The following is a 25,438-nucleotide window of genomic DNA, read 5'->3' on the forward strand; positions in this document are numbered from 1 at the left end:
AAAGGTAAGGGATAAATATTTAGTTCAAAGTAAGAAGAAATCTAGCTCATAGCTAGCTTTCTTCTTTATGTAGTTCATATTAAAACTATTCTATAAATTGTACGTCACTTCTGACTATGTAGAGATTTTAACTTAAGCCGTTATCTTGAAGGTTAGTGTTAGTATTCAATATAATTATATGTATTAATGTATATTGGTTTAGCTCTATATAAACCTACTTACTAAATAAATAAAGGCAAGGATAACCATGGCAGCTTATTACAATTGTATCCAACGTGAACAGCAAGCAGATAATGTCAGTATTTCGCATTATACACCCACCCAACATGCGCAAGGCGCGTGGAATCCACATGAACAGCATATGGCAGCGGCGACTGGCGTACTGACCCATGAGCTGAGCCAGTATGCACCGCAAGCGAATATGCGTATAGCACGCATTAGCCTTGATATTCTAGGGTTAATCCCACTTGATGATTTTGTTATTAGTACTCGCTGTATTCGTCCGGGAAAAACCATCGAGTTAATAGAATCGGTCATGAGTAGTGGTGGTCGCGCTTGTATTACTGCGCGTGCTTGGCGACTCTTGACACAAGATACCAATGCCATTGCAGGTTTGGAAGATCAAAACGCTACTCAGCATCCTGATGATCTGCCAGTGTGGGAAGAGATGAAAAGCTGGCCCGGTGGTTTTGTCAACAGCGTACATCTAGTTGCGAATAAGGAGCGGCGGGCGGGCAAAGGTATGGTATGGATTACCAATGATACGGCAATGGTAGAAGGTGAGCTCACCACTGATTTGGTGCATTTGCTCGGGATGGTTGATCTTGCTAATGGCATCGTACCAAGACTGGGGTTAGAGCTGAACGACTTACAATGGATATTCCCTAATACGGATTTACAAATTCACATGCATCGTATGCCTAAAGGTCGCTGGCTAGGTCTAGAGGCGGTACAACAATACGGTGCTGACGGTATCGGTATAACCAGTGCAGTCTTACACGACGTTTACGGACCTTTTGGTCGGAGTGAGCAGATTCTTACCATTCGTCAGATTCCGCGTTAAATTTGATTAGTACATAAAAGTTATAAGAGGCGATGGTGAAATCGATAGAGGATACCATCGCTAGCCGTATCATTCGTGCAAGCAACCTCAAAGCGCTATTCAAAAATCATCACAATAAAGTTTCAAATATCTGCTCAATAGAAGCCTGTTCTTTGTGTACGTTGACGACAGATATTCCCTGCATCGTGTAATAGAATCGTGCCGCTCTTATCTCTGCTTGCTCTTTGTTATATCCTAAATTTTCAAAAATCATCGCAATAAAAGTCAGACGGTGAGTATCGACTTCATTTAGAATTTCCTGCACCGCTTTATCGTTTTGTGACCAGTTACGAATGGCAAGCTCTAAAGCGGCGCCATTGGTCTTGGTGTTACGCTTATAAGGAATTAAAAAAAGTTTTCTCAAGCGTTCTTCAGGTGTCAACTCTATATCACTTAAACGCTCGATAATGGAAACAGTTGAGCGAGTGCGCCAGTTTGACAACAGCTTTTCGAACAGCTCTTTTCTGCTACTAAAATGCCAGTAAAAACTTCCCTTTGTCACTTTCAGCTTTTTGGCAAGTGGCTCTACTCTGACGGCCGTGATACCAGATTTAGCCAGCTCAGATTCAGCGATATCCAACCAATCTTGAGCAGTCAGTTTGTTGGATTGAGTTGGATTTTTTTCTATTAAATCCATGCTTTTAAGACCTCTACTTATTAAAAAAGAGTCAATCATCGTTGATTCACTCTTAAATAGTCATTCATTGTATTTAGTAGGTTTCAAGTATGCTAAATGCTCAATACCAGATACCTAAAGCCTGACGGTACGATAGCACTCGTAGTAATTGATAATCGTACACCTACTGAGCCATGCGCTCAGTTAATCAGATAAGGTTTTCCATATTTTATCATTTTAATCAAATTAAGTCTTAGTCTAATAAGCCATCAGCTTCATTCTCAACGACTCTTCAAAGATATCTTCTTCATTCTGCTCAATAGCAGTAAGCAGCGCTTTTACCATTTTTGTCCTTGCTTCTTACCTAGATATACGGCTAGTTATTGCTTACAACATACGCTTTGGTATGCTATAAATTAATTTAAATTTATATCTATCCCTAGATTTAAATTAATTTTACCTAATAATTTTAACTCGTTAATTACTTAGAGTTTCCTTATAGACCTTTATTTAAAGGGTTTGTAAGAAAAATAACATATGAAGTTGTTCTGATGAAAGAAGTGCGTCAAAAATTTTATTATAGTTTACCATACGGTAGCGTATTGACATTAATGAAAATCTACATTATTGTAATTGTCAGTGATAAATAATCATCTCGTGAAAACTGTTATCAAGGAAGATTGAATATGCAAGTAATTGATTCTGGCAAAGGCAAAACGATTGAAGCTTTTGGACTGCAAACCAACTATTTGGAAATGGGCGAGGGTGAGCCATTATTGCTATTGCATGGTTCTGGACCAGGTGTCTCTGCCTATACCAACTGGCGTAAGATTATTCCTGAGCTGGCCAAACACTTCCGTGTCATCGCGCCTGATTTAGCTGGCTTTGGACACACTGAAAGAGATCCTAACTTCAGTTACGATATTAAGCATTGGGGCAAGCATTTATTGGCTTTTTTAGATGCGCTAGGTATCGAAAAAACCCACGTCATTGGTAACTCGTTTGGTGGCTCATTGACACTTGCAACGGCTGCCCGTTTCCCTGAAAGATTCTCCAAGCTCTGTTTAATGGGCACCCCTTGTGACAAATTCTTTATGACACCCGGATTGCGCTCGGGATGGGATTACACACCATCACGCGAAAACATGCGTCAAGCCATGTCACATTTTCCTCATAATCCCGACACCATCACTGATGAATTGGTGGAAGAGCGTTATCAAACCAGCCTTATTTCTGGTGCTCAAGAAGGTCTGCGCCAGTTATTGGTGCAGCCAAATGAAGAAGGAGAAACCCAACTCTCGGGCATGCCTGAGCACGTGGTCGCCAAAATCAATCATCCTACTATCGTTATTCACGGCCGTGAAGACAAAGTCGTGCCGACAGAAATGGGCTTTAAGTTAGGTCGTTCGATGCCCAATGCAGATTTGCATGTCTTAGCCAATTGTGGGCATTGGGTCATGGCTGAAAGACCTAAAGAGTTTCTGCAATTAGTCGTCAATCATTTCACGGCAGAATAAAACGAGGTTGTTATGTTTCATGTTGGCAAATTAGAAGATTTAGACATTGGCGAAGCAATCAAGCTGGATCAATTTAACCCACCAATCGCCATCATTCGCGGTGAAAGTGGTGAGGTTTATGCAATTGATGATACTTGCACCCATGCTCAAGCCTCGTTTTGTGATGGCTTTGTAGAGGGCGACACCGTTGAGTGTCCGCTGCATATGTCAGTCTTTTGCTTAAAGACGGGCGTTCCTGATAACCCGCCAGCGATAAAAGCCGTCAATGTTTATGATGTCGAAATCAGAGATGGTGAGATATACGTTGAGGTCGACAGATGAGCCAAATTGAGTCAGTCATCGTCGTTGGTGCGAGTGCTGCTGGAGTGAGTTGCGTCAGAGCATTACGCCAACAGGGCTTTTTGGGCAGCATTACGCTAATCGATAAAGACCAACATGGCGCGTATGAGAGGCCACCGCTATCCAAGCAGATTTTGATGCAAGCAGACAGCACCCACCACGATATTGCTTTAATCAGCGATGACGAGCTCACGGCGCTCAATATAGAAGCTCACTACGGTGATGGTGTGTGTGAATTAGATCCTACGACGCGTCGCATCACTTTGGAATCTGGTAAAGCGTTAACTGCCGATGTCATCTTGCTGGCAACGGGTGGCGAGGCAAGACGACTACCTATAGAAGGGGCAGATTTGCCGCAAGTATTGGTACTACGTCATTATGAAGATGCTTTAAACCTACGCCAAAGATTGACCGCTGATACACGCGTGGCGGTGATAGGTGGCGGCTTTATTGGTGCTGAAACTACAGCTTCGTTATCTAAATCTGGCGCCGCAGTACAGTGGTTAGATGCCGCTGCGCTTCCAATGGCTCATCTACTACCGACAGAATTATGCGAAAAAATTGTTGCCAATCACTGCGCCCAAGGCGTGGCGCTCACACCTCATTGCCGCCTCGATAAATTTATAGAGCAGCCAGATGGCAGTGTGTCCATATTGTTTGAAGATACCACGTCGATTGAGGTTGATGTCATCGTGATGGGTGTTGGTATGGCGCCAAGCACCCCTTATCTTTCGGAAGCAGTCAGCGCTGAGCTACTAAACCCAGCAACGGGCGGCATTCAAGTAAATGACAATCAAGTCACTAAATTTTCAGGCATTTATGCGGCGGGAGACGTTGCGGCAGTGACCCAAGCTGATGGCTCAACGGTACGTCATGAACACTGGCAGTCAGCCCAACATCAAGGGGAGCGCGCCGCCACTGCTATTTTAAATAAAGAGCCGCCTGCTGCACCCGTCGATTGGTTTTGGTCAGATCAAGGCGATTTGCATATAGAAATGGCTGGCAAGATTTTACCCACCAAGGAGCATTTGGTTGTGAGACTTGAAGGTGATTGGCCGGTGTATTTTAGCGTGGTTGATAATCGCGTCGTTGGTGCAGTCAGTGTCAATAATCCAAATGCCGTTCGTGCTGCCATGCGCATGATAAAAAATAATGTGAACGTTGAGCCATCACAATTGGCCAATCCAGAGCTACCACTGCGAAAACTAATGCGCGGCTAAATGCGCGGCTATATGTGTGGTGAATGGATAAAACTCATAAAAGGGATTTTTAACATGTCAGAGATAAAAGCGTTAGGCTATCTTGGCTTCTCCATTGCTGATAAAGAAGCGTGGCGAGATTATGCCGAAAACATACTGGGTGTCAGTGTCGATGACCATGATAATGGTGATATGTCACTGCGTGTCGATTCATATGCTTGGCGTATTAAGCTTAAAAATTCAGATCATAACAATCTAGATTATGTCGGTTGGGAAGTCAGTGACAAGCAAGACTTGGAAGGTTTGAAAAGTCGTTTGCACGAGCATAGCATCGCTTTTGAAGTAGGTTCAGATGAGTTGGCAAAATCTCGTCAAGTAAAAGAGCTTATCGTCTTTTATGATCCTGACGGCACCCGCTGTGAAGCTTTTTATGGTCCTTTGCAATTGACCAATAAGCCTTTCGTTAGTCCTAAAGGTTTCCGCTTTATTACTGGCGAGCAGGGGCTTGGTCATATTGTCCTTATTAGTAAAGACCATGCGGCGCAAGAAGCATTCTACACTCAGCTTTTAGGCTTCAAAGTATCAGATTACATCAATACCGAAATCGTACCTGGTAAACCTTTAAGTATCTCCTTTTTACGTTGCAACGGTCGTCATCATTCTTTGGCGTTAGCGCCTGTGCCTATCCCAGCAAAAGTTGCTCATATCATGTTGCAAGTCGATAACGTCGATGATGTTGGTCGCGCGATGGATGCGGCAGAGAAAGCGGGCACACACTTCTCGTTCACGTTAGGTCGACATTCTAATGATGAGATGTTGTCTTTTTATACCATGAGTCCTTCTGGTTTTGATGTTGAATTTGGCTGGGGTGCCATAGAAGTTAATGATGATAGCTGGCATGTCAAAGTTCATCATACCAATTCAGCTTGGGGACATAAGTTTCAGCGTCCTCCACGTAAATAACCTATCAATACACGACGCACATGAGAGCTTTATATTATGAATGATAATAATTCTGCCGCCAATTTAGCCACTTCGCTGTTTGACGCCTATACCAAAGGCGCAATCACACCACTGCGTGACCAAGTTGATGCTACCGATATCTCTTTGGCCTATCAGATTCAGCAAGAGAATCACCGCCGCTGGAGTGAGCAAGGTAGGGTAACCATTGGTCGCAAGATTGGCTTGACGTCAACCGCTGTGCAGGCACAATTGGGTGTAGATCAACCTGACTATGGCATGGTCTATGCGGATACTTGCTATTGCTCAGGGGCACAAATATCTGTCAGTCAGTTTTTGCAGCCCAAAATTGAAGCCGAAATTGCCTTTGTACTTAAGTCTGACTTAGATGCTGATAATTTGACGATTATCGATGTCATCAACGCCGTTGATTATGCCGTTGCCGCTTTAGAGATTGTCGATAGCCGTGTGGCGAATTGGGATATTAGCCTGTTTGACACCATTGCTGACAATGCTTCTTATGGCGGAATTATCGTGGGAACCACTCCCGTACCGCTCAGCCAACTGGATTTAGAAAACTGCAAAATGCAGTTAGCAAATGGTGATGCAGTCGTTTCTGAAGGTGAAGGTCGAGCGTGTTTAGGCAACCCTTTATTAGCGACACTTTGGTTGGCTAATATGATGATTGAAAATGGTCAGCCGCTCAAAGCGGGTGATGTGGTGCTATCTGGTGCTCTAGGTCCAATGATAGCTGTCAAATCAGGGGATCGCTTTACTGCCAGCATAGATGGTCTGAATAGTGTGTCAGTAAGTTTCATCGATTAATAAACCAAATAGCAAGCCGAATAAGCAGTTCACCTATCGAAAAGGATGTCAATAATATGTCAACGAAAGCGAAAGTCGCCATCATCGGTTCAGGAAATATTGGAACCGATCTGATGATTAAAATTCTAAGAACCTCTCAAGAGCTAGAGATCGTCGCCATGGTTGGTGTCGATCCTGAATCTGATGGCTTAGCACGCGCCAAACGTATGGGCGTCGCAACCACTCATGAAGGTATCAATGGTTTAGTGGCTATGCCTGAGTGGGAGGACATCGCGATTGTCTTCGATGCCACTTCTGCCTCTGCGCATGCCACCCATTCTAAGATCTGTAATGAAGCGGGCAAAGTCATTGTTGATTTGACCCCAGCTGCGATTGGTCCGTTTATTGTCCCTGCGGTCAATGGCGAGTCCAATATTGATCAGCCTAATGTCAACATGGTGACGTGTGGTGGTCAAGCGACCATCCCTATTGTATATGCCGTATCGCGCGTTGCACCTGTGCACTATGCAGAAATCATCGCCTCTATCTCATCAAAATCTGCAGGACCCGGTACTCGTGCAAATATTGATGAGTTTACCGAAACCACCTCGCAAGCAATTGAGCAGGTAGGCGGTGCCAAAAAAGGCAAGGCGATTATTGTCCTAAACCCTGCCGAGCCACCGATGATTATGCGTGACACTGTACTGACCTTTTCTGAAGATGCTAACGAAGACGATATCGTAGCTAGTATCAATGAGATGGTAAAAGAAGTTCAAAGTTATGTACCAGGTTATCGTTTAAAACAGACAGTACAGTTTGAGCGCTATACCGAGCAAAACCCATTGCATATACCAGATATCGGCACGCTAACTGGACTCAAAACCTCAGTATTCCTTGAAGTAGAAGGGGCGGCGCATTATCTGCCTTCGTATGCGGGCAATTTAGACATTATGACCTCAGCGGCACTGAAAACTGCTGAAAAAATTGTGGTAGCCAGACAAGCACAAGTAGGAGCATAAATCATGACTAATAAAAAACTATATATCCAAGACGTCACCCTTCGCGACGGTATGCATGCCATACGTCATCAGTACGGTATTGACCATGTCCGTGATATCGCTAAAGCGCTTGAAGAAGCTGGTGTTGATGCCATTGAAGTTGCTCATGGCGATGGCCTAAGTGGCAGTAGTTTCAACTATGGCTTTGGGGCGCATACCGACTGGGAATGGTTAGAGGCGGTGGCTGATGTATTAGACAAAACCGTACTGACCACGCTATTGCTACCCGGTATCGGCTCTGTCAAAGATTTAAAGCGCGCTTATGATTTGGGTGTACGTTCAGTGCGTGTTGCGACGCATTGCACAGAAGCAGATGTCTCAAAACAGCATATCGAAACAGCGAAAGCGATGGGCATGGACACGATAGGCTTCTTGATGATGTCGCATATGGTGTCTCCCACCAAACTGGCCGAACAGGCGAAGATCATGGAGTCGTATGGCGCAGGTTGTGTCTATGTCGTAGACAGCGGCGGCGCGATGAATATGAATGATATTGCAGATCGCGTCAAGGCACTAAAAGATACTTTAAATGCTAGCACTGAGCTTGGTATTCACGCGCATCACAACCTAAGTCTAGGTGTCGCCAATAGCATTGTCGCGGTCGAAAATGGCGTAACTCGTGTCGATGCTTCCTTGACTGGTATGGGCGCTGGCGCTGGCAATGCACCGCTAGAAGTATTCATTGCCGCTATCAACCGTCTAGGATGGGAGCATAATTGCGACCTTTATAAATTGATGGACGCGGCTGAAGACTTGGTGCGACCACTACAAGACAGACCAGTTCGGGTTGATCGTGAGACACTGACACTTGGCTATGCCGGTGTTTACTCTAGCTTCTTACGTCATGCTGAGAAAGCAGCTAAGCAATACGATATTGACGTGCGAGAAATATTGGTTGAAGTGGGCAAGCGTAAGCTTATCGGCGGTCAAGAAGACATGATCGTTGATGTGGCTCTGGACTTAATCAATAAAGTGAAGGGGTAGAGGATATGGCTAATAGAGATATCGTATCTACATTATACAATCAGATGCGGCTGCCAGTTATCGTGGCGCCGATGTTCCTGATATCGGGCCCTGATTTGGTTATCGCGTCAGCAAAAGCGGGAATAATAGGCTGTTTCCCAGCCCCTAACGCTCGCACAATTGATGTATTAGAAGAGTGGTTAGACAAAATCGAGTCCGAGCTTAAAGATACCGCGTATGAGGGTATGTGGGCGATGAATATGATTGTCCATAAAAGCTACGACCGTTTTGAGGCCGAGTTAGCCTTGGTTGAGCGCTACAAACCTAAGTTTGTAGTGACCGCGCTTGGTAGTCCTAAACGCGTATTGGATAGAGTTCATGCGTTTGGTGGCAAGGTTTTCGCCGATGTTATCAATGCAGAACAAGCTAAAAAAGCCGTCGAAGCAGGCGTTGATGGTCTAATTTTGGTCTGTTCGGGGGCTGGTGGTCATACGGGAAAATATACCGCATTTGCTTTTGTAGAAGAGGTTCGCCGTTTTTATGATGGGCCTATCATCGTTGGCGGCGCGATACAAAGCGCCAAATCAATCACTGCCTTGCTCGCTCTTGGCGCTGACTTTGCTTATATGGGAACTCGCTTTATCAGCTGTCCTGAGAGCTTAGTAAACGATGATTATCGCAGTATGTTGGTTGACTCAACCATGTCGGATATTGTGACGTCAGATGTCGTCTCTGGGGTGATGGCAAATTGGCTAAAAGCCAGTTTAGAGAAATCAGGCTTTGATCTTAAGTCGTCCAAAGGCAGTACGGAAATAGATTTTTCTGATATCCACGGGGAAGGTAAAGCTTGGAAGGACACTTGGGGCGCAGGTCACGGGGTGAGCGCGACCGAGTGCGTTGAGAGCGTCGCTGATGTGGTTGACTCGTTAGCTGTTGAGCTTAAAACCTTGAAATCTACGCTTAACGATAAGCTTGCCGAATGGCCTAAGGCATAAGCAGTAAGTAACAAGCAGTTTCTATCTTTATATCCAATACCAATTGATGAGCATTGAATATAAAGATTCAAGTTAGTCTAACCATGGAAGGATGGGCAAAATGATTGAGTTTGTATCCAAAACTGACCCACAAATAAAACTTGGTCGCCACGATGTGGTCACTGATGACAGTGCTCAAAACTATATTGTGCTACGTAATAAAGAGCCGCTTAATCTTGATGAGCATACGATGCTGGACTGCATTGATCACTGGGCTAAACGCTCTCCAAATACGGTTTGTATGCGCGAAAGAGCAGCAGATGGTTGGTCGGAGATATCGTACAAAGAGTTTGACTCTAGAGTGAAGAGTATTGCGACGCATTTAGGTACTTTGGATATTTCAGCGGACAAGCCGCTGATGATCATAGCACCAAACTCTATTAATCATGCTTTGGTTGCATTTGCCGCGATGACACTTGGCGTTCCTGTCACGCCTGTTTCAATTGCTTATGCAGTATACGGTAATGCTTTTGGCCGTCTCGCCAGTATTATTGATACGGTACAACCTGGGGCAATCCATTTTAGTAACACCAACCTTTTTAAAAATGCTGCTAAGTCCATTCTTGCTAATTATGAAATACCTTGTATTGCTTTTAATTCAGATATGGATGAAATCCCTTCGATTCGAAGCTTGCCGCAGGTGACAGAAGCAGAAGTTGAGGAAAGAAGGAGGGCTGTTAACCAAGATACTATCTGTAAAGTGATGATGACCTCTGGCTCTACTGGCGCGCCAAAAGGTGTAATTAACACACATAGAATGATGTATAGCAATCAAGTTGCTTTGTATAAAATGTGGCCGTTTTTGAAGGATATGACCCCCAGTTTAGTAAGCTGGCTGCCGTGGAGCCATACCTTTGGTGGCAACGTATGTGTCAATATCGCTTTGTTTAATGGTGGTACCATAACCATCGATGATGGCAAACCTGTCCCAGGGCATATCGGCAGAACCATTGAAAATATCTGCATGATTGAGCCTAATATTCACTTCAACGTACCCGCTGGTATCGAAGCTTTATTAGCAGAATTTGAAGAAAACCATCGCCAAGCGCGCAAGTTCTTTTCAGTCGTAAAAGTCATCTTTATTGCTGCTGCAGCCTTACCTGAAAAAACCAGAAATAGGTTGGCTGAGCTTTCTATTGAGCTGGTCGGCACGAGTCCAAAGCTTTTGGCTGGCTGGGGCTCTACAGAAACCGCTCCTTTTGCAACGTGCTTAAATTTTGAGTCTGATGTCGCCGTTAATATTGGTGTTCCTATGCCTGGAACCGAGATTAAGTTAACACCGGTGCAGGATAAGATGGCACTTGCCGTACGTGGTCCCAATGTGACGCCAGGGTATTGGCGCAATGAGAAGGCAACGGCTGAAGCTTTTGATGCAGACGGTTTTTATTCGATGGGTGATGCAGGTCGATTAATCAATCCAGACAACCCATCTGAAGGTTTGATATTTGATGGCAGAACGTCTGAGAATTTCAAACTGCGCTCTGGCACTTGGGTTAATGTCAATGCGATCAGAGTCGGGGTCGTGACGGCATTAAAACCTTATTTTTTAGATGCAGTTATTACAGGACACAACCAGTCGGAAATTGGTTTACTTATCGTGCCTAATATTGAGCGTCTAACCAAACAGTATAAATTGAGCGAAGAGCAACAAAATGCCGCCCATTTACAACAGCTGGATGCGGTTGTTCATCAGGTCATTGAGCTATTGCAACAATATAACGACGTGTATTTCAGCAATAGCACCAGGATAGGTAGGGTTGCCATCATACCTGAGCAACCATCGATTGAAAAAAATGAAATAACTGATAAGGGCTATTTAAATCAACGAGCCTTATTAGAGAGTTGGTCAGAACTCATCGATAAGATGTATGACGAAGAAAGACAGTCGAGTATTTACTTCCATTCTTTTCAAACCAAAATTGCTGAATTTTAATTACGGAGAAACACTAATGTCAATGAATATACGATCAATGGTCGATCACGAAAATGGATTAATAGATAGACGTATTTTTTGGGATGAGGCTATCTATCAACAAGAGCTTAAGCAGATTTTTGCACGCTGCTGGCATTTTGTCGCCCACGAATCACAGGTCAAATCCTTTGGCGACTTTATCACCACTTACATTGGCGAAGATGCAGTTATTGTCGCGAGAGCAAAAGATAAAAGCATCAACGTCATGCTTAATGCATGTCCACATCGCGGCAATAAAGTGTGCTTTGCCGGTGAGGGTAAAATTCGCTCATTCGTTTGTAATTATCATGGCTGGGCGTTTGGGCTAGACGGCAAGCTCAATGGCATGCCGGCAAATGAGCTGTATGACAAAACCGAAGGCTTTAACAAAGAAGACTGGGGCTTGCATAGAGCTCGCGTCGAAACTTATAAAGGCTTGGTGTTTGCAACTTTTGATGAAGAAGCGCCGTCTTTAGGAGAGTATTTGGGTGATTTCCGTTGGTATTTGGATGCTATTTTGGACGTAGACGATAAAGGCACTGAGTTTTTGCCTGGGACGACACGCTCACTACTAAAGTGTAATTGGAAATATCCTGCCGATAACTTCGTCGGTGATATCTACCACGCTTTATGGACGCATCTTGGTGCGGCAGAGGCAACGCTTAAAGATGCTGGCGGTATTGTGGTCAGCAATGAAAACTCTTATCAAGCCAGTGTTAATGGTCATGGTTGGGAGTTCTCATTAGCCAATAACTTCGGTAATGCCGCGACCATGGGAGACAAGGATATCATCAAATATCTACGCTCTCGCGAGCAGGAAATTACCAAGCGCTTAGGGGTAGCACGTGGAAAAATGCTAGGTTCGGTGGCATCGGGACTTATCTTCCCTAACTTTGCCTTTTTGCCGGGTTACCTAACCTTTAGAACTTTTTTACCCAAAGGACCAACAGAGACAGAACTGCATAGCTGGACGTTAGTTCCAAGCGAAGCATCGGACGAGATAAAAGATAAGTGGCGACTGGGCGCTATGCGTACTTTTTCGCCAAGTGGGATTTTGGAGATGGATGATGGAGAAAACTGGGAACATGCCACGCTTGGCAACTCAGGATACTTCACTCGTAATCAAAAATTGTGCTATGCCATGAATCCAACGAAGGGCGAAGCGGTTCCTATTGACTTGCCAGGTACGGTTACCAAGGGTCAGTTGAATGACGCCAACCAACGTCTGTTTTTCAAACGCTATACCGAATTTATGGAAGCTGGCAGTTGGGCTGATATTCCACTAGCAGAGTCAAAATTCTAAAAGGAGCTAACCATGACCAGAGATCAGTTATTAGCACTTGAAGCTAAAGGCGAACATGTGAATATGCAGACTTTTTTTGATATTCAAAGGTTTGTCAATCATGAAATATATCTGCTAAATCACGAGATTCTTGATAAATGGGCAGACAATTTGGAAGACGATTTAATTTACTGGGCACCTATTCGCGAGAATATCCTGCGCAGAAACCGTACGCCAGAAATTACTACAGCTAGGGTGTCCTTGTTTGAAGAAGACAAAGATTCAATCATGATGCGCCTAAAACGCAATGATAGTGGCATGTGCTGGACAGAAGATCCGCCAACCCGTCAGGTAACGGCGATATCGAACCTAGAAGTCTTTCATACCGATAAAGCAGACGAGTTTGAAGTCCATACGGTATTTACTTTATACCGCAGTCGCTTTGAGCGTGATGACTCTACCTTGATGGGACGCCGTAAAGACATCTGGCGCAAAGTAGGCGATGAGTATCGTTTGGCTGGACGACTGATTCTGCTGCAACAATCTACGTTACTGACCAAAAACTTAAACGTATTTATGTAGCGCTTTATAAAATTTAATAGGTGATTTTGAGGCAATAATATGCAAATGCTATTGAATAGACGAGTGATTGTCACTGGCGCCGGTAGCGGTATCGGTAAAGCTATTGTCGAAAGATTTCTGCAAGAAGGCGCTAAAGTGCTTGCTGTCGTACGCAAACCTGAACAAATAGAGGATTTTTTAACCAATGAAAACTTCTGTTATGTGGTCGGTGACGTCAATGATTATGCGACCAACCAATCCGCTGTCGATACGGCAATTGAGAAGTGGGGCGGGCTTGATGCCATGGTAGCCAATGCTGGCGTGTGGGATTTCTTTAAAAAGCTGCAAAAAATGTCAGCCCAAGAGCTAGAAGACGGTTTTGAGCAAATCATGTCAACCAACGTCCGAGCCGTATTGATGGCGGCTCATGCCAGCTATGCAGCTTTAGAAGACTCGCGGGGCTGCTTTATTACCACAGGTTCTAACGCCTGTTTTCGTCCGGGCGGCGGCGGGCCTTTATATACCGCTTCTAAATACGCACTGCGCGGAGTCGTTGCTCAGTTAGCATTAGACTTTGCGCCTAACGTGCGCGTCTGCGGGGTTGCGCCAGGTGCCACAGATACACCAATTGGTGGCACTGATGGTTTAAATCAGACGGGCAAATCAATGAATAAAGATCGCGAACGTTTAGAGTCTATGGGCAAACATATCCCTCTAGGTCGTGTTTCCTCTCCTGAGGAACATACCGATCTTTATGTCACGCTAGCAAGCGCGAAAGGTGCACGCTATGTAACTGGCACTATTTTAGTCAGTGATGGAGGATTATCTGCCGGCCAATAGTATTTATCAAATGTGCTTTTAATTCTGACAATAAGCAATAGCTGTAAAAACAACCAAACCTAACTTTCATATTTATTTTGTACTCAAGGAAGAGTCTATGACAATCTCTGTGCCTAATGCTGTGCTAAAAAAACCTGCAGTAATGTATATGACATTATTCATGTGTTTTTGTATTGCCATTCTAGAAGGGTTTGATATTCAATCCATCGGTGTAGTGGCGTCATCTATTCAAGCGGAATTTAATTTAAGTAAAGGGCAGCTGGGCTGGATTTTTAGCGCCGCCACTTTGGGCATGTTTCCAGGAGCAATCGTTGCTGGACGTCTCTCAGATAAAATTGGTCGTAAAAAGATACTCATCTTTAGCGTCGCGTTATTTGGCATTATGTCACTTATGACGGCATTTACCACAGATTTTAATTCTCTAGTAATAGTACGTTTTCTCACCGGCATCGGTATGGGCGGTGCGTTACCTTTGATGATTGCGATGTCGTCAGAATCTGTACCTGAACGCTGGAGTGCCACTGCAGTTAGCGTGATGTATGCAGGCGTACCCTTTGGTGCTGGTATCACTGCGCTGATCGCAGGAGGGTTTACTGGTATTGGAGAGTGGAAAAATATTTTTTACTTAGGTGGGCTAACACCGATTGCTCTTGTGCCACTTCTCTTTATTTTCTTAAAAGAAACATATACCAAGAAAGAAGTTAGCCAAGATGCCGTGACAGAAAACACTGATTTTAAATTTATTTTATTTGGGGAAGGGCGTACAGCAACCACCATTCAAATCTGGCTAAGTTTTTTAGGTACCTTAATTGTTCTATATTTTATCTTAAATTGGCTCCCTGTTCTGATGCAGAACAATGGCTTGAGTCTAAAAAGCGCGAGCAACATCCAAGTCGCTTATCAAGTGGGCGGAGTTTGTGGCGTGCTGATTTTGGGTTGGTTGTTATCTAATATCAAGCTTAGGTCAGTCGTTATCATGATTTATATTGGTATTTTGGTCGGACTTTCTGCCTTAACTTTCTCCAAATCCCTAACGGCACTTATATTAGCCTCAGGTCTTTCAGGATTCTTTATCACTGGTGGACAATCAGCTTTATATGCGTTAGCGGCTAGAGCTTATAGCAAGAACATGCGCGGTACAGGAGTTGGCGTGGCCGTTGCTATGGGACGTGTTGGTTCGTTCGTAGGACCTCTATTAGCGGGTGTCATTTTCTCTTATAACTCGAACTCTTCATTTGTCATTGGCAGTAGTATTCCGGTGATTATTATTGCTGGTGTCGCTGCGATACTACTAGCAAATAACATCGCTCGGCGTGAAAAAGTAGATCAAGCTTTGCTTTTAAAGGCTTAGATACATGACGAATATTCGGTGTTAATTAATCTGATAAAACGGACTTTATTGATAGAATCATAGGGAATAAAACAATCATGCATAAACTCACGAATATATCTTTGGCAGTGATGGCTTGTGTGCTGTGTACACAGGCGCAAGCGATAGAACTGGTCAAGAATGGCGATACCACCTTCAGTGTTGGTGGCTATGTTAAAGCAGAAGGCGTATTTGCCTCTCCAGATAAAGGAGAGTCTGATTTTGAAGGCAATGCTCGTGAGTCGCGCATTAACTTCACCACGACGACGCTAGTCGATAATAGAAAACTCAAAGGTTTCATTGAAGGGGATTTTTACGGAGACTATGCATCAGGTGGCTCCAATTTGCGCTTGCGTCACGCTTATTTGCAGCTAGATAATGTGACGGTCGGTAAGACTTGGAATGGACAGTTTTTTGCGGTCGCTCCACGTTTGACTGAACAACTCGATTTCTGGGGCACTGGTTTTGGAACCATCGCTGGTAGTGGGATTTATGCTCGTCCAGATTTGACGTTGCATTATGCCAATAAAGGACTACGGCTAACCGCTCAAGACCCTGTTTATGAAGAGGCAGATCTGCCGGATATGGTGGCAAGCTATAGTAATGATATCTCCAAACTCGGCTATACATTGGCGGTTACCGCTCGTGAAGCGGGAACGGGCGTTGGAGATGACTTGGATTCGGACTTAGGTCTTGGCGTCTCATTAGCGGGTAAGCTCGCCTTGGGCAACGGCTCACTACATGGCAGTGTTTATACAGGCAAGGGCATGGGCGTTTATTCTGGCGTGTGTACGACGGGCGCACTAACGCCAGTCAGTCTAAATTGTGATGCAGAAGATGGCGACCTTGTTTCCCAAACCGGTTTTAGCGTGGGCTATCGCCATGTCTTTTCACCAAAACTGCGTGGCAATATGCGTTATGGAGAGGTCAACGTAGATAATGAGGCAGATACTTCGATTGATATCAAGAGCGCCAACCTTATCTATACCTATTTACCAAATCTTGATATTGGTGTCGAATGGCGAGACCGTAGTGACACGACGCTTCCTTGGAGACAAGCGGGTCAGGAAGTAGAGGTTATGGCGAAATATACATTCTGAATAATATCATTACTAGAATTTAAAATGGCTTAGGTTGTAAAATCCTAAGATGAATATGGGTTAATTTTCATCGTCATGTTACTTGATTGGAATCTCCCAAGTTAATGTCTACTGTCTACGAGATTGACAGCATAGATCACTAAAGACCAAGTTCCTAAATAAGGAATTATCTAAACCACAAGATTGTATAACCAAAAAGGTCTCGCTCCTGTATTTACAGTAGCGAGACCTTTTAATTAGATAGCATTGATATCAATACTTATACTTTACAGTTGACACTATATTTCTGACCGTTTGCCATTTTTACGCTCATGACACCGTAATCTGCTTTGGTGTGCCAATCATAGCTCATCTTAGGGTCAGTAGTATTAGTATAACGAGCGCCAGAACCTGAAACCGCTTGATTCAAGGTGAGCTTTTTATTGTTTATACCCACTTTAGGCAAGGTCACATTTAGATTGGCAACTTGACCATTAGCTGAATAGGCAGCCATAACTTGACCATTATCCTGACATGACATAATAGTCGTTTGATCAGTGCTAGTCATAGGTGCGTTAGTAGCACAAGCCGCTAGTAATAACACAACAGGAGCCGCAGCCATTAGTTTTTTCATAATAGTCCTTATAGATAAATATTCGGTTAAAAGTCAAGTAATCAAAAAAAGTTATGATAGCGCAAACTAAAATTTTTAATGTTAAATTTTGCTGTAAATTGTTATATTTAAGCTATATTTAGCACTTCCCATTGCTTATTGTCTTGATGAAAGTACCACGTCATTATTATAGGCGCGAGCAGGCTTAGCCAAATACCATAAGTAATCGATAGCCCTTGTGCTACTGTGATATAGCTCAGCAAAATAATACAGGTGGCAAGAATAAGAGCGGTCATATTGTGACTTGATTTGCGGCACATCAAGGCTCGAAGCAAGGTTAGCGTCACTAAAAAGCCCAATAGCATTATCATCAATAATCCCATAGCATAAGGCTGGGTTACCGTACGATTCAAAGTATCTGCCCAAGCATCGGTCACTAAATTAAGCGCGCTGCCTAACGCTGCAAGCGTAGCGAAAACAAAAAAGTGCCCATAGCCAAATAAGAATAAATCATAACGGCGACGCTCATTGTCCAAAATACTACCAAACGGGATAGTAAAATAGAGCCACCATAAGGCGAAAACCAATGCCACAAGGCTTGAACCTAATAATATAATAGCGCTAGCAGCAGACTCGGAGTTGACTAAAAAGGTTCGAATGCTGTTACTAACTCCTAGCACGCCTTCGCCTAAAACAATAATGGTCAACAGACCATAACGTTCAGCCATGTGATGAGGATGCCAATTGATGTTCTGTGCTGCACGCGCCCATATTGGCATCAGTAATTCAGCGGCTATAAATAAAAATAACGCAGGCGTTTGTATCGAAGCAGGTAGAAATAACCAAAGTATCCAAACACTTTGTAGCGTTAATAAGCCAATAATACTGCGACCAGCTACCCGTTTGTGACCTTCTACTTGGCGATAGACACGCCACCACTGGCTACAGCTGGCCAATCGCATGATCGCATAACCAGTGACTCCTATCCATGTTAATCCTTGCTCGAAAAACTGATTGATGTTGGCTGCAATCATTAATGAGCCAAACATCTGCAGCAATACTGAGAGACGATAGTACCAATCATCAGGATCGTAGCCGGAAGCAAACCATGTGAAGCTCGTCCAAGCATTCCATAAAATAAAGAAGGCTATGATAAAGGTCAAAAATCCTAAAAAGTCATGCGCAAGCAAGCGCTGGTAAAGGCCGCTTGCGGCTGCTGAAACGGCAATGACATAGACTAAATCAAACAATAACTCAAGCGTTGTTGAGGGTCGATTTGGTTCATTAGGATCGCGGGCGCTTATCTTATTGAGAGCAGGTATAGTGATCATTTAAGCTTATCCGTTAAGTGTCGAGCCGTAAATGCTTATCAAAACTTATCCCAATATGGATTGTCGCCAAAACGCTCAGCAATAAAGTTAATCAAATAACGACAGCGTTGCGATAAAAAGCGATTCTTAGGATAGACCGCATAAGCATTTAAAGTGGGCAATTGATATTGCTGCAGAATAGGCACCAGCTCACCACTGGTTAAGGCTTTATAAGTAATAAAAGTTGGCAGAAAAGCAATACCATGACCTTTGACTGCCATCTCCCGCAAAAAGTCCCCATTATTGGCTTTTATTTTACCGTTTACTGCTACTTGATGCTTCTTACCTTGCTCATCTATCATTTCTATCGTGCTAGATTTGCTCATACCATATTGTAAAAACTCATGTTCTGTCAGATCGTTAAAAGTCTTTGGCGTACCCATTTTCTCTAAATATTCGGGACTAGCGCATAACGCATAACGAATCAGTGCTAGACGTTTGGCTTGATAACTGGAATCTTGCAACTCTCTAATACGAATCGCTAACTCAAACCCTTCCTCAATCAAATCAGTATGCCGATCAGAAAAATCTAGCTCAAAATTTAACTCAGGATGCTGATTGGTGTATTCATCAATAACATCGTTCAAATGCATCAAACCAAAGGATAATGGTGCAGTCATCTTTAATGTCCCTTCGATACGCGTCGGAGTACCACTCGTCTCTTCATTCAGCGCATCCACTTCACTGAGTATATGGTTCACCTTTTGATAATACTGCTCACCAGCTTGGGTTAAGTTTGATTGACGCGTGGTTCGGCTAATCAGTTGACTGCCCAAGCGCGTCTCTAACTCCTTTAAACGCCGGCTTACCGCAGATTTTGCGATGTTTAGCTGCTCGGCAGCCTTGGTAATACTGCCTGCTTCGACAATACGCACAAACATTGCCATATCTTCTAATTGTCCCATATGAACCACCTCTTAATTGTTCTTTAAATAAGAACTTACATTTTTTATTATTACGGTTTATCTAGTTATAAGCAACGAATACAATAGTCCTGTCACATAATCAAATAAAAGCTTAAAAAACATTCTATTACTGGAGAAAACCCATGGACAACCTGCAAGCGTTAAGCGCGCCAATTGGACGCCTATTGTTATCAATGATTTTTATCTTTTCAGGCTTTACCAAAATTACCGGTTATGCCGCTACTCAAGGTTATATGGAAGCAATGGGTGTGCCTGGGATGCTATTGCCTTTGGTTATTGCTGTTGAGCTGCTTGGTGGTATCGCTATTTTATTAGGCTTTAAAGCGCGCTTAGTAGCGATTTTAATGGCTGGTTTTAGCGTTGTCTCAGCGCTGCTTTTCCATCAATTCTGGATAGATGAATCACAGATGAACCCTTTCATGAAAAACATTGCGATGGCGGGTGGTTTCTTGATGATATTTGCTCATGGAGCAGGTGCTTATTCAATTGATAACAGTAATCATCGCAGAATATAGTAGAGTAAATGGCTTAGAAAATATTGTCTTATCATCATAATCAAGGAGCCGCTATGAGCGCATCCATAAACATCGCCTTAATTATTGGCAGCTTGCGAAAAGAATCTATCAATCGTAAATTTGCAGAATATATGGTGTCGCAGATGCCTGAAAGCGTGACTATAAAAGAAGTCTATATCGCAGACTTACCCCTTTACAATCAGGATTATGATGATACGACTATCGATAGCTATGAGCGTGTGCGTCAGCAGCTGAAAGGCGCTGATGCCGTATTAATTGTCACGCCAGAGCATAACCGCACTATGCCTGCCGCCTTGAAAAATGTCGTAGATATCGGCTCGCGTCCTTATAAAGAAAGCGTGTGGACCCATAAAAAAGTTGCGGTAGTGACGGCATCGCCGGGTAGCTTTGGCGGTATCAATAGTGGGCTTGATATGCGTAAAAGCATGCAAATGCTGTCGGCACAAATGATGATTGATCCTGAAATTCATTTAAGTCGTGCAATTGACAGCTTAAATGATGATGGCAGTGTTAGCCCGCGCACACAGAAATTCTTACAGCGCTTTGTGACTGATTTTGTGGATTTTGCAGGAAATACCAGTGCCTAAAGCTGTCGCTGATAACAACACTCTAGATCGTAAGACACCAAGATTTTGGCAACGCTATCAAGCGCCTATCCTATTAACGATAGTTGGTGGGGCTATTGATACTATTGGCTTTATCACTTTATTTGGCTTTTTTACCGCTCATGTCACGGGTAACTTAGTACTGGCTGGTAGCGGTTTGGTTAAAGGTGAAGATGGCTTGTGGATCAAGCTGGCATCGGTACCACTTTTTATAATAACGGTCGTTATTACCAAAATATACATTGATAAAAGTCGGAGGCAAACGTTAGTACTCAGTCATTTATTTTTGGCAGAAGCGCTATTTTTGACCGCCTTTATGATAGCAGGATTGTCCTTTCAACCTTTCACTGAGGCTGGAGATATAACTGTCGCCATCACTGGTGGTCTAGGTTTAACGGCACTTGCTATTCGTAATACGGCTAGTAAAACAGTCATCAAACACATGAGTCCAACGGTATTAATGACGGGAAATACGACGCAACTAGGTATTGGGCTGTCAGATTATATTGCCAACCGTAGCGCTGATAATGCCAAAAAATTGGGGCATAGCGCGGCATTGGTTATCAGCTTTGTGATTGGCGCGCTACTCGGCGCGGTGCTGTACGTGAATCTCAGTTATTGGGCAGTCGGTTTATTTGTCATTCCTGTGCTGTACTTATCGCTACTAGCCCGTGATTCAGAGTTCTTACAGCATATTAGCTAATAAAAGTCCTACCGTTATTGAGTAATGCCATTAATCGTAAAAAGCCATGATAATTTATCATGGCTTTTTTTATGCATATTGTCTTAGGCTTTCGCACCATGAAACACCGAATTGGCTTGGTATTCTAGATGCTTATCAATGTAAGACTTCACATAAGGACAAGTTGGCTTTACGCGCAGTTTTCTAGCGGCTGCACAATCTAAGATAACCTTAACTAAGTAGCCTGCAATACCGCGACCACTAAGCGCTTCTGGCACGAATGTGTGCTTATATTCAATACCCTTCTCACCTTGCGAGGTGGTAAAAAATGCATAGTCTTCAAAGGCAATTTGATCATCAATATGAATCTCAAAGCGATTTTGGCTTTTGTTGTCGATCACATCGTAATGCGTTGTATGCTGATTTGACATTGTTACTCTCTCTTTATCATTAATATTTTTGTAGCTGCCTATTGGTACTAACGGGTGACGCGAATTATGGCGTGACTATTATATTACGTTAATTCTAAGCACTTATTGTTCTATAAATAAGAATAGTCATTTGCAATAAGCACTGTTTATCTATATATGGTCAACAATTATAATAGACCCATAGCTTAAATAAGCAACCAATTATAAAGGATAACTTATGAAAACGATCTATCATGCAGCAGATTCTCGTGGCGATGCTAACCATGGTTGGCTCAAAAGCCGTCATACTTTTAGCTTTGCCAATTATCATAATCCAGAGCGTATGGGTTTTGGCGCGCTACGAGTCATCAATGATGACTTTGTTATTGGTGGTCAAGGTTTCGGCAAGCACTCACACCGCGACATGGAAATTATCAGTATTCCTCTAAGTGGGAAGTTAGCTCATGGCGATAATATCGGTAACCAAGGCATCATCGAAACGGGTGAGATTCAGGTCATGTCAGCGGGCACAGGTATTACTCATAGCGAGATGAATGGCGATACCAATGAGCCTGTCAAGTTTTTACAAATTTGGGTGATTCCCAACAAAATGGGTGTGACGCCGCGTTATCAGCAAGTGCGTATGGATGAGCACATGAAAGCTAATGAGTTCAACCAAGTGCTATCGCCTAACGCGGACGACGCTGGGGTTTGGATTCATCAAGACACTTGGTTTCATATGGGTTATTTCGATAAAGGCGTGACTCAGACTTATGATTTAAAAGATGCCAATAACGGTGTTTATGTCTTGGTACTAGAGGGTAAAGTTACTATCAACGGTAACGTTCTTGATACTCGTGACGGCCTTGGTATCTCAGATACCAAAAGCTTCACGATGGATGCGACCGAGGATGCAAGAGTACTACTAATGGAAGTACCTATGTATTAAGTAACTAATTATTCAGTACCTATTTATTGAATAATCCTATATTAAACACTTATACAGTCAACAGCAGTATCAATCCATACAAAAAGTAGTACTAATTTATCAGTAAGCATTCAATAATCTATAACTATCTATAATAAGAGGTGAATCATGAGTATTGAGACCCTAGAACCGCGCTTAGCAGATGTGGGCGGCATTCCCATTGCCCGTCTGTTACCGAATAAAGGCAAGCAGCCAATCGGCGCATGGTGCTTTTTAGACCATGCGGGCCCTGCTGAATTTGATGAAGATGAAACCGGTATGCAAGTCGGTCGTCATCCACATACCAACTTGCAAACTTTTAGCTGGATGTTAAATGGCGAAGTACTGCATAAAGACAGCTTGGGTAATAAGCAAGTTATCAGCAAAAATCAAGTCAACGTCATGACAGCGGGCACGGGTCTAACCCAAGGTATCAGCCATACCGAACAAAGTGTTTTTCCAGATACCGGCGGTTCAGCAGATGCCGCTCGTGGTCTAAGCATGGTCCAACTATGGATTGCATTACCGACCGATCAACAAATTGAACGTAGCTTTCATCATTATCCAGAGCTGCCAACATGGCGCGAAGATAGTGTCGAGATGATTCTAACGACGGGCAGCTATGACAGCGTGTCAGGCAAGCGTTATGAAGCACCGACTATCCAATACTCAAAAATGGTCAGTATCGATGTCTATTTCTTAGAGGATGGTGAGGTCACGCTTAATTTAGAGCCAAGTTTTGAATACGGTATCTTGGTGACAGAAGGGCAGATCGAGTCTGAAGGTAAGATTTGTGAGCAAGATCAATTGTTCCGATTCCATGACAGCGATGTCGCCAATAATGAAAGTATCAAGCTGATCGCCAAAAAAGGCACCCGTGTGATGTTTATCGGCGGTGAGCCATTAAACAACCAAGTGCTACTCTGGTGGAACTTCGTCGCGGACAACAAAGCAGAGATTGAGCAATCCATCATCGACTGGAATAATGGTCATGAGCGTTTTGGTAATGTTGACTCTGATATGAAGCGTTTACCAGCACCAGAGTTACCGCAAGGCTTTAAAGGTTAGTTTAATATTAAGCATCATTCATTAAACTGGCTTTTAAATAGAGATTTATCGTTAAGTTTATTTTACAAAAATAGCATACGGATTTGATTTTAATGTTCATATACTAATTTAGATTAAGAAGTAGCGATATGCAGCAATTCATCATCTTTACTCTAATCTAACGTTATTTTCATTGGATTGAAATCATACTAATAATACGGAGAAACCTATGTCAGACCTAAAAACATTACAGCAATTGGCTGAAAAGCGTCGTTCTATCTATGCATTGAGCGATCAATTACCAGTATCAAATGACGAAATCGTAAAGTTGGTTGAACATGCAGTCTTGCATACGCCATCAGCTTTTAACTCACAATCGACGCGTATCGTGGTGTTATTTGGCGATGACCATAACAAGTTGTGGCAAATTACCGAAGATACATTACGTGATATGGTTGATAATGAAGAGCAATTTGCTGCGACCAAGCAAAAAATGGATAGCTTTAAAGCCGGCGCCGGTACTATTATGTTCTTTGAAGATCATAGCGTCGTAAGAGACATGCAAGCCGCTGCGCCTTTATATGCGGACAAGTTCCCAATTTGGGCGCATCAAACCAATGCCATGCACCAGTATGCAATCTGGACAGCATTAGCCAGCATTAATGTCGGTGCCAGCTTACAGCATTACAATCCAATCATTGATAAAAAAGTGGCTAGCGAATGGAATATCGATGAGCATTGGGAATTGAATGCGCAAATGGTATTTGGCGCGATTGAGCAGCCAGCAGGCGACAAAGCGTTCAAGCTAATTGATGAGCGTATGAAAGTATTTGGCTAATATATTAACTTTCAATACAATATAACCAATGAAGCCGCTATGACTATATCTGAGCGGTTTTATTGGTTTTTTTATAATTATAAACTGGAGTAATATAATGGATGTTTTTGATGCACAAGCGCTGCAAAAAAAATATGAGCGTTGGCATGAGCTACATGAACAGATACAAGGTGCTCAGGAAAAATGGGTAGAAGCCAGTACATTATTATCTGAGCTGCAAACTTACTACCAGAGTGAACAGTGGAGAAAAGATCATGAAAGCAACCTAATGGTTGATTGCGCAGATAATAGGTATTCCATCATCAGTGAAGACGCTCTATGGAGTGCATTAACAGATCACCAAGAACAAGCAATTCGCTGGATGAGGTTAGGACTAAATGTTATAGACCGTTGATTCTAAAACCTTATTTTTCGAAGCAATATGAGCCATGCGGAAGAAACCGTAGAGATAAACTTGGGATATTTGAATCAAGCATTTTAACGATAAAAATCAAGCCACATATTTCAGTATTAGCATAATAAAATTAGACTGAACCGCCCGAGATTGCCTGATATTAAATACTCTGAAAAAATACGACAATGAAAAGACAACCTGCACTCCTAAGATTAAAGAGCGCGCCGTTCGCTTGCTGACTGAGGTAGCAAACGACGATTTCTTCACTGGAGTTACTGTCTAAGCCATAATGTTAAAGATGGGCAGCTCACATCAAACCCTATGATCATGTTATAAGAGTACATAGACCAAGCCCTTCCTATCTCAGTGCAAGTGC

27 protein-coding genes are annotated in these 25,438 nt (G+C 43.1%); 22 read left to right on the forward strand and 5 right to left on the reverse strand.

What is annotated here, in order from left to right:
• The first annotated feature begins 247 nt into the window (after window positions 1-247).
• On the forward strand, window positions 248-1,063 hold the full coding sequence (locus AOC03_RS11580) for a thioesterase family protein (RefSeq protein ID WP_062536173.1): 816 nt from the start codon (window positions 248-250) through the stop codon (window positions 1,061-1,063).
• Between the two features lie 109 nt (window positions 1,064-1,172).
• On the opposite strand, the gene AOC03_RS11585 is transcribed toward AOC03_RS11580, so the two are convergent.
• On the reverse strand, window positions 1,173-1,739 hold the full coding sequence (locus AOC03_RS11585) for a TetR/AcrR family transcriptional regulator (protein WP_062536174.1): 567 nt from the start codon (window positions 1,737-1,739) through the stop codon (window positions 1,173-1,175).
• A gap of 665 nt (window positions 1,740-2,404) precedes the next feature.
• Between AOC03_RS11585 and AOC03_RS11590 the strand changes: the two genes are divergently transcribed.
• The 14 genes from AOC03_RS11590 to AOC03_RS11655 all read left to right on the forward strand — a co-directional run bounded on the left by AOC03_RS11590 (window position 2,405) and on the right by AOC03_RS11655 (window position 16,695).
• The gene (locus AOC03_RS11590; RefSeq protein ID WP_062536175.1) at window positions 2,405-3,235 is read left to right on the forward strand and encodes an alpha/beta fold hydrolase; all 831 of its coding nucleotides are present in this window, start codon (window positions 2,405-2,407) and stop codon (window positions 3,233-3,235) included.
• Window positions 3,236-3,247: 12 nt separating this feature from the next.
• On the forward strand, window positions 3,248-3,556 hold the full coding sequence (locus AOC03_RS11595) for a bifunctional 3-phenylpropionate/cinnamic acid dioxygenase ferredoxin subunit (RefSeq protein WP_062536176.1): 309 nt from the start codon (window positions 3,248-3,250) through the stop codon (window positions 3,554-3,556).
• Window positions 3,553-4,794, forward strand: a complete 1,242-nt coding sequence (locus AOC03_RS11600; protein ID WP_062536177.1) for an NAD(P)/FAD-dependent oxidoreductase — start codon at window positions 3,553-3,555, stop codon at window positions 4,792-4,794. The genes AOC03_RS11595 and AOC03_RS11600 overlap by 4 nt, the downstream gene beginning before the upstream one ends.
• 54 nt (window positions 4,795-4,848) lie before the next feature.
• The gene (locus AOC03_RS11605; RefSeq protein ID WP_062536773.1) at window positions 4,849-5,736 is read left to right on the forward strand and encodes a VOC family protein; all 888 of its coding nucleotides are present in this window, start codon (window positions 4,849-4,851) and stop codon (window positions 5,734-5,736) included.
• 36 nt (window positions 5,737-5,772) lie between these two features.
• Window positions 5,773-6,558: a 2-keto-4-pentenoate hydratase gene (locus AOC03_RS11610; protein ID WP_062536178.1), complete on the forward strand. Its 786-nt coding sequence runs from the start codon at window positions 5,773-5,775 to the stop codon at window positions 6,556-6,558.
• 56 nt (window positions 6,559-6,614) lie between these two features.
• Entirely contained in the window at window positions 6,615-7,556 is a 942-nt protein-coding gene (locus AOC03_RS11615; RefSeq protein ID WP_062536179.1) for an acetaldehyde dehydrogenase (acetylating), read from the forward strand.
• A gap of 3 nt (window positions 7,557-7,559) precedes the next feature.
• The gene (gene dmpG, locus AOC03_RS11620) at window positions 7,560-8,579 is read left to right on the forward strand and encodes a 4-hydroxy-2-oxovalerate aldolase (RefSeq protein ID WP_062536181.1); all 1,020 of its coding nucleotides are present in this window, start codon (window positions 7,560-7,562) and stop codon (window positions 8,577-8,579) included.
• Window positions 8,580-8,584: 5 nt separating this feature from the next.
• Window positions 8,585-9,553 carry an NAD(P)H-dependent flavin oxidoreductase gene (locus AOC03_RS11625; RefSeq protein WP_062536183.1) on the forward strand — a complete coding sequence of 323 codons (969 nt, stop codon included), beginning with the start codon at window positions 8,585-8,587 and terminating at the stop codon, window positions 9,551-9,553.
• A gap of 100 nt (window positions 9,554-9,653) precedes the next feature.
• Window positions 9,654-11,525, forward strand: a complete 1,872-nt coding sequence (locus AOC03_RS11630; protein ID WP_062536185.1) for an AMP-binding protein — start codon at window positions 9,654-9,656, stop codon at window positions 11,523-11,525.
• Between the two features lie 16 nt (window positions 11,526-11,541).
• Window positions 11,542-12,846, forward strand: a complete 1,305-nt coding sequence (locus tag AOC03_RS11635; RefSeq protein ID WP_062536188.1) for an aromatic ring-hydroxylating oxygenase subunit alpha — start codon at window positions 11,542-11,544, stop codon at window positions 12,844-12,846.
• 12 nt (window positions 12,847-12,858) lie between these two features.
• On the forward strand, window positions 12,859-13,407 hold the full coding sequence (locus AOC03_RS11640; RefSeq protein WP_062536190.1) for a 3-phenylpropionate/cinnamic acid dioxygenase subunit beta: 549 nt from the start codon (window positions 12,859-12,861) through the stop codon (window positions 13,405-13,407).
• A 39-nt stretch (window positions 13,408-13,446) separates the two neighbouring features.
• Window positions 13,447-14,226, forward strand: coding sequence for an SDR family NAD(P)-dependent oxidoreductase (locus AOC03_RS11645; RefSeq protein WP_062536192.1), 780 nt, complete (start codon window positions 13,447-13,449; stop codon window positions 14,224-14,226).
• Window positions 14,227-14,323: 97 nt separating this feature from the next.
• Window positions 14,324-15,577 carry a 3-(3-hydroxy-phenyl)propionate transporter MhpT gene (gene mhpT, locus AOC03_RS11650; protein WP_062536194.1) on the forward strand — a complete coding sequence of 418 codons (1,254 nt, stop codon included), beginning with the start codon at window positions 14,324-14,326 and terminating at the stop codon, window positions 15,575-15,577.
• Between the two features lie 77 nt (window positions 15,578-15,654).
• Complete coding sequence (locus AOC03_RS11655) at window positions 15,655-16,695, forward strand: hypothetical protein (protein WP_062536195.1); 1,041 nt, start codon at window positions 15,655-15,657, stop codon at window positions 16,693-16,695.
• A gap of 259 nt (window positions 16,696-16,954) precedes the next feature.
• Here the strand turns inward: AOC03_RS11655 and AOC03_RS11660 are convergent, their stop codons facing one another.
• From AOC03_RS11660 to AOC03_RS11670, 3 genes are all read right to left on the reverse strand, one after another.
• Complete coding sequence (locus AOC03_RS11660) at window positions 16,955-17,308, reverse strand: MliC family protein (protein WP_062536198.1); 354 nt, start codon at window positions 17,306-17,308, stop codon at window positions 16,955-16,957.
• A 107-nt stretch (window positions 17,309-17,415) separates the two neighbouring features.
• The gene (locus AOC03_RS11665) at window positions 17,416-18,618 is read right to left on the reverse strand and encodes a low temperature requirement protein A (RefSeq protein WP_062536200.1); all 1,203 of its coding nucleotides are present in this window, start codon (window positions 18,616-18,618) and stop codon (window positions 17,416-17,418) included.
• Window positions 18,619-18,656: 38 nt separating this feature from the next.
• Window positions 18,657-19,562: a LysR family transcriptional regulator gene (locus AOC03_RS11670; RefSeq protein WP_062536202.1), complete on the reverse strand. Its 906-nt coding sequence runs from the start codon at window positions 19,560-19,562 to the stop codon at window positions 18,657-18,659.
• Window positions 19,563-19,705: 143 nt separating this feature from the next.
• Between AOC03_RS11670 and AOC03_RS11675 the strand changes: the two genes are divergently transcribed.
• The 3 genes from AOC03_RS11675 to AOC03_RS11685 are packed head-to-tail and all read left to right on the forward strand — an operon-like array spanning window position 19,706 to window position 21,427.
• Window positions 19,706-20,098 carry a DoxX family protein gene (locus tag AOC03_RS11675; protein ID WP_062536204.1) on the forward strand — a complete coding sequence of 131 codons (393 nt, stop codon included), beginning with the start codon at window positions 19,706-19,708 and terminating at the stop codon, window positions 20,096-20,098.
• Between the two features lie 53 nt (window positions 20,099-20,151).
• Window positions 20,152-20,706 (forward strand): NADPH-dependent FMN reductase, encoded by a 555-nt coding sequence (locus AOC03_RS11680; protein ID WP_062536206.1) that lies wholly within the window; start codon window positions 20,152-20,154, stop codon window positions 20,704-20,706.
• The gene (locus AOC03_RS11685) at window positions 20,699-21,427 is read left to right on the forward strand and encodes a YoaK family protein (RefSeq protein ID WP_062536208.1); all 729 of its coding nucleotides are present in this window, start codon (window positions 20,699-20,701) and stop codon (window positions 21,425-21,427) included. The genes AOC03_RS11680 and AOC03_RS11685 overlap by 8 nt, the downstream gene beginning before the upstream one ends.
• An 83-nt stretch (window positions 21,428-21,510) precedes the next feature.
• Here the strand turns inward: AOC03_RS11685 and AOC03_RS11690 are convergent, their stop codons facing one another.
• Window positions 21,511-21,837 (reverse strand): GNAT family N-acetyltransferase, encoded by a 327-nt coding sequence (locus AOC03_RS11690; protein WP_062536209.1) that lies wholly within the window; start codon window positions 21,835-21,837, stop codon window positions 21,511-21,513.
• A gap of 217 nt (window positions 21,838-22,054) precedes the next feature.
• Here AOC03_RS11690 and AOC03_RS11695 point away from each other — a divergent pair, with 217 nt between their 5' ends.
• From AOC03_RS11695 to AOC03_RS11710, 4 genes are all read left to right on the forward strand, one after another.
• Window positions 22,055-22,765 (forward strand): pirin family protein, encoded by a 711-nt coding sequence (locus tag AOC03_RS11695; protein ID WP_062536211.1) that lies wholly within the window; start codon window positions 22,055-22,057, stop codon window positions 22,763-22,765.
• Window positions 22,766-22,912: 147 nt separating this feature from the next.
• On the forward strand, window positions 22,913-23,851 hold the full coding sequence (locus tag AOC03_RS11700) for a pirin family protein (protein WP_062536214.1): 939 nt from the start codon (window positions 22,913-22,915) through the stop codon (window positions 23,849-23,851).
• A gap of 208 nt (window positions 23,852-24,059) precedes the next feature.
• Entirely contained in the window at window positions 24,060-24,668 is a 609-nt protein-coding gene (locus AOC03_RS11705; protein ID WP_062536216.1) for a nitroreductase family protein, read from the forward strand.
• Between the two features lie 97 nt (window positions 24,669-24,765).
• The gene (locus tag AOC03_RS11710) at window positions 24,766-25,062 is read left to right on the forward strand and encodes a DUF4298 domain-containing protein (RefSeq protein WP_062536218.1); all 297 of its coding nucleotides are present in this window, start codon (window positions 24,766-24,768) and stop codon (window positions 25,060-25,062) included.
• The last annotated feature ends 376 nt before the right edge of the window (window positions 25,063-25,438 follow it).

Source organism: Psychrobacter urativorans (genome assembly GCF_001298525.1).
Lineage (GTDB): Bacteria > Pseudomonadota > Gammaproteobacteria > Pseudomonadales > Moraxellaceae > Psychrobacter > Psychrobacter urativorans_A.

Coding starts and splice junctions, on each gene's coding strand:
- AOC03_RS11580 (WP_062536173.1), top strand. CDS start 248: ATGGCAGCTTATTACAATTGTATCCAACGTGAACAGCAAGCAGATAAT.
- AOC03_RS11585 (WP_062536174.1), bottom strand. CDS start 1,739: ATGGATTTAATAGAAAAAAATCCAACTCAATCCAACAAACTGACTGCT.
- AOC03_RS11590 (WP_062536175.1), top strand. CDS start 2,405: ATGCAAGTAATTGATTCTGGCAAAGGCAAAACGATTGAAGCTTTTGGA.
- AOC03_RS11595 (WP_062536176.1), top strand. CDS start 3,248: ATGTTTCATGTTGGCAAATTAGAAGATTTAGACATTGGCGAAGCAATC.
- AOC03_RS11600 (WP_062536177.1), top strand. CDS start 3,553: ATGAGCCAAATTGAGTCAGTCATCGTCGTTGGTGCGAGTGCTGCTGGA.
- AOC03_RS11605 (WP_062536773.1), top strand. CDS start 4,849: ATGTCAGAGATAAAAGCGTTAGGCTATCTTGGCTTCTCCATTGCTGAT.
- AOC03_RS11610 (WP_062536178.1), top strand. CDS start 5,773: ATGAATGATAATAATTCTGCCGCCAATTTAGCCACTTCGCTGTTTGAC.
- AOC03_RS11615 (WP_062536179.1), top strand. CDS start 6,615: ATGTCAACGAAAGCGAAAGTCGCCATCATCGGTTCAGGAAATATTGGA.
- dmpG (WP_062536181.1), top strand. CDS start 7,560: ATGACTAATAAAAAACTATATATCCAAGACGTCACCCTTCGCGACGGT.
- AOC03_RS11625 (WP_062536183.1), top strand. CDS start 8,585: ATGGCTAATAGAGATATCGTATCTACATTATACAATCAGATGCGGCTG.
- AOC03_RS11630 (WP_062536185.1), top strand. CDS start 9,654: ATGATTGAGTTTGTATCCAAAACTGACCCACAAATAAAACTTGGTCGC.
- AOC03_RS11635 (WP_062536188.1), top strand. CDS start 11,542: ATGTCAATGAATATACGATCAATGGTCGATCACGAAAATGGATTAATA.
- AOC03_RS11640 (WP_062536190.1), top strand. CDS start 12,859: ATGACCAGAGATCAGTTATTAGCACTTGAAGCTAAAGGCGAACATGTG.
- AOC03_RS11645 (WP_062536192.1), top strand. CDS start 13,447: ATGCAAATGCTATTGAATAGACGAGTGATTGTCACTGGCGCCGGTAGC.
- mhpT (WP_062536194.1), top strand. CDS start 14,324: ATGACAATCTCTGTGCCTAATGCTGTGCTAAAAAAACCTGCAGTAATG.
- AOC03_RS11655 (WP_062536195.1), top strand. CDS start 15,655: ATGCATAAACTCACGAATATATCTTTGGCAGTGATGGCTTGTGTGCTG.
- AOC03_RS11660 (WP_062536198.1), bottom strand. CDS start 17,308: ATGAAAAAACTAATGGCTGCGGCTCCTGTTGTGTTATTACTAGCGGCT.
- AOC03_RS11665 (WP_062536200.1), bottom strand. CDS start 18,618: ATGATCACTATACCTGCTCTCAATAAGATAAGCGCCCGCGATCCTAAT.
- AOC03_RS11670 (WP_062536202.1), bottom strand. CDS start 19,562: ATGGGACAATTAGAAGATATGGCAATGTTTGTGCGTATTGTCGAAGCA.
- AOC03_RS11675 (WP_062536204.1), top strand. CDS start 19,706: ATGGACAACCTGCAAGCGTTAAGCGCGCCAATTGGACGCCTATTGTTA.
- AOC03_RS11680 (WP_062536206.1), top strand. CDS start 20,152: ATGAGCGCATCCATAAACATCGCCTTAATTATTGGCAGCTTGCGAAAA.
- AOC03_RS11690 (WP_062536209.1), bottom strand. CDS start 21,837: ATGTCAAATCAGCATACAACGCATTACGATGTGATCGACAACAAAAGC.
- AOC03_RS11695 (WP_062536211.1), top strand. CDS start 22,055: ATGAAAACGATCTATCATGCAGCAGATTCTCGTGGCGATGCTAACCAT.
- AOC03_RS11700 (WP_062536214.1), top strand. CDS start 22,913: ATGAGTATTGAGACCCTAGAACCGCGCTTAGCAGATGTGGGCGGCATT.
- AOC03_RS11705 (WP_062536216.1), top strand. CDS start 24,060: ATGTCAGACCTAAAAACATTACAGCAATTGGCTGAAAAGCGTCGTTCT.
- AOC03_RS11710 (WP_062536218.1), top strand. CDS start 24,766: ATGGATGTTTTTGATGCACAAGCGCTGCAAAAAAAATATGAGCGTTGG.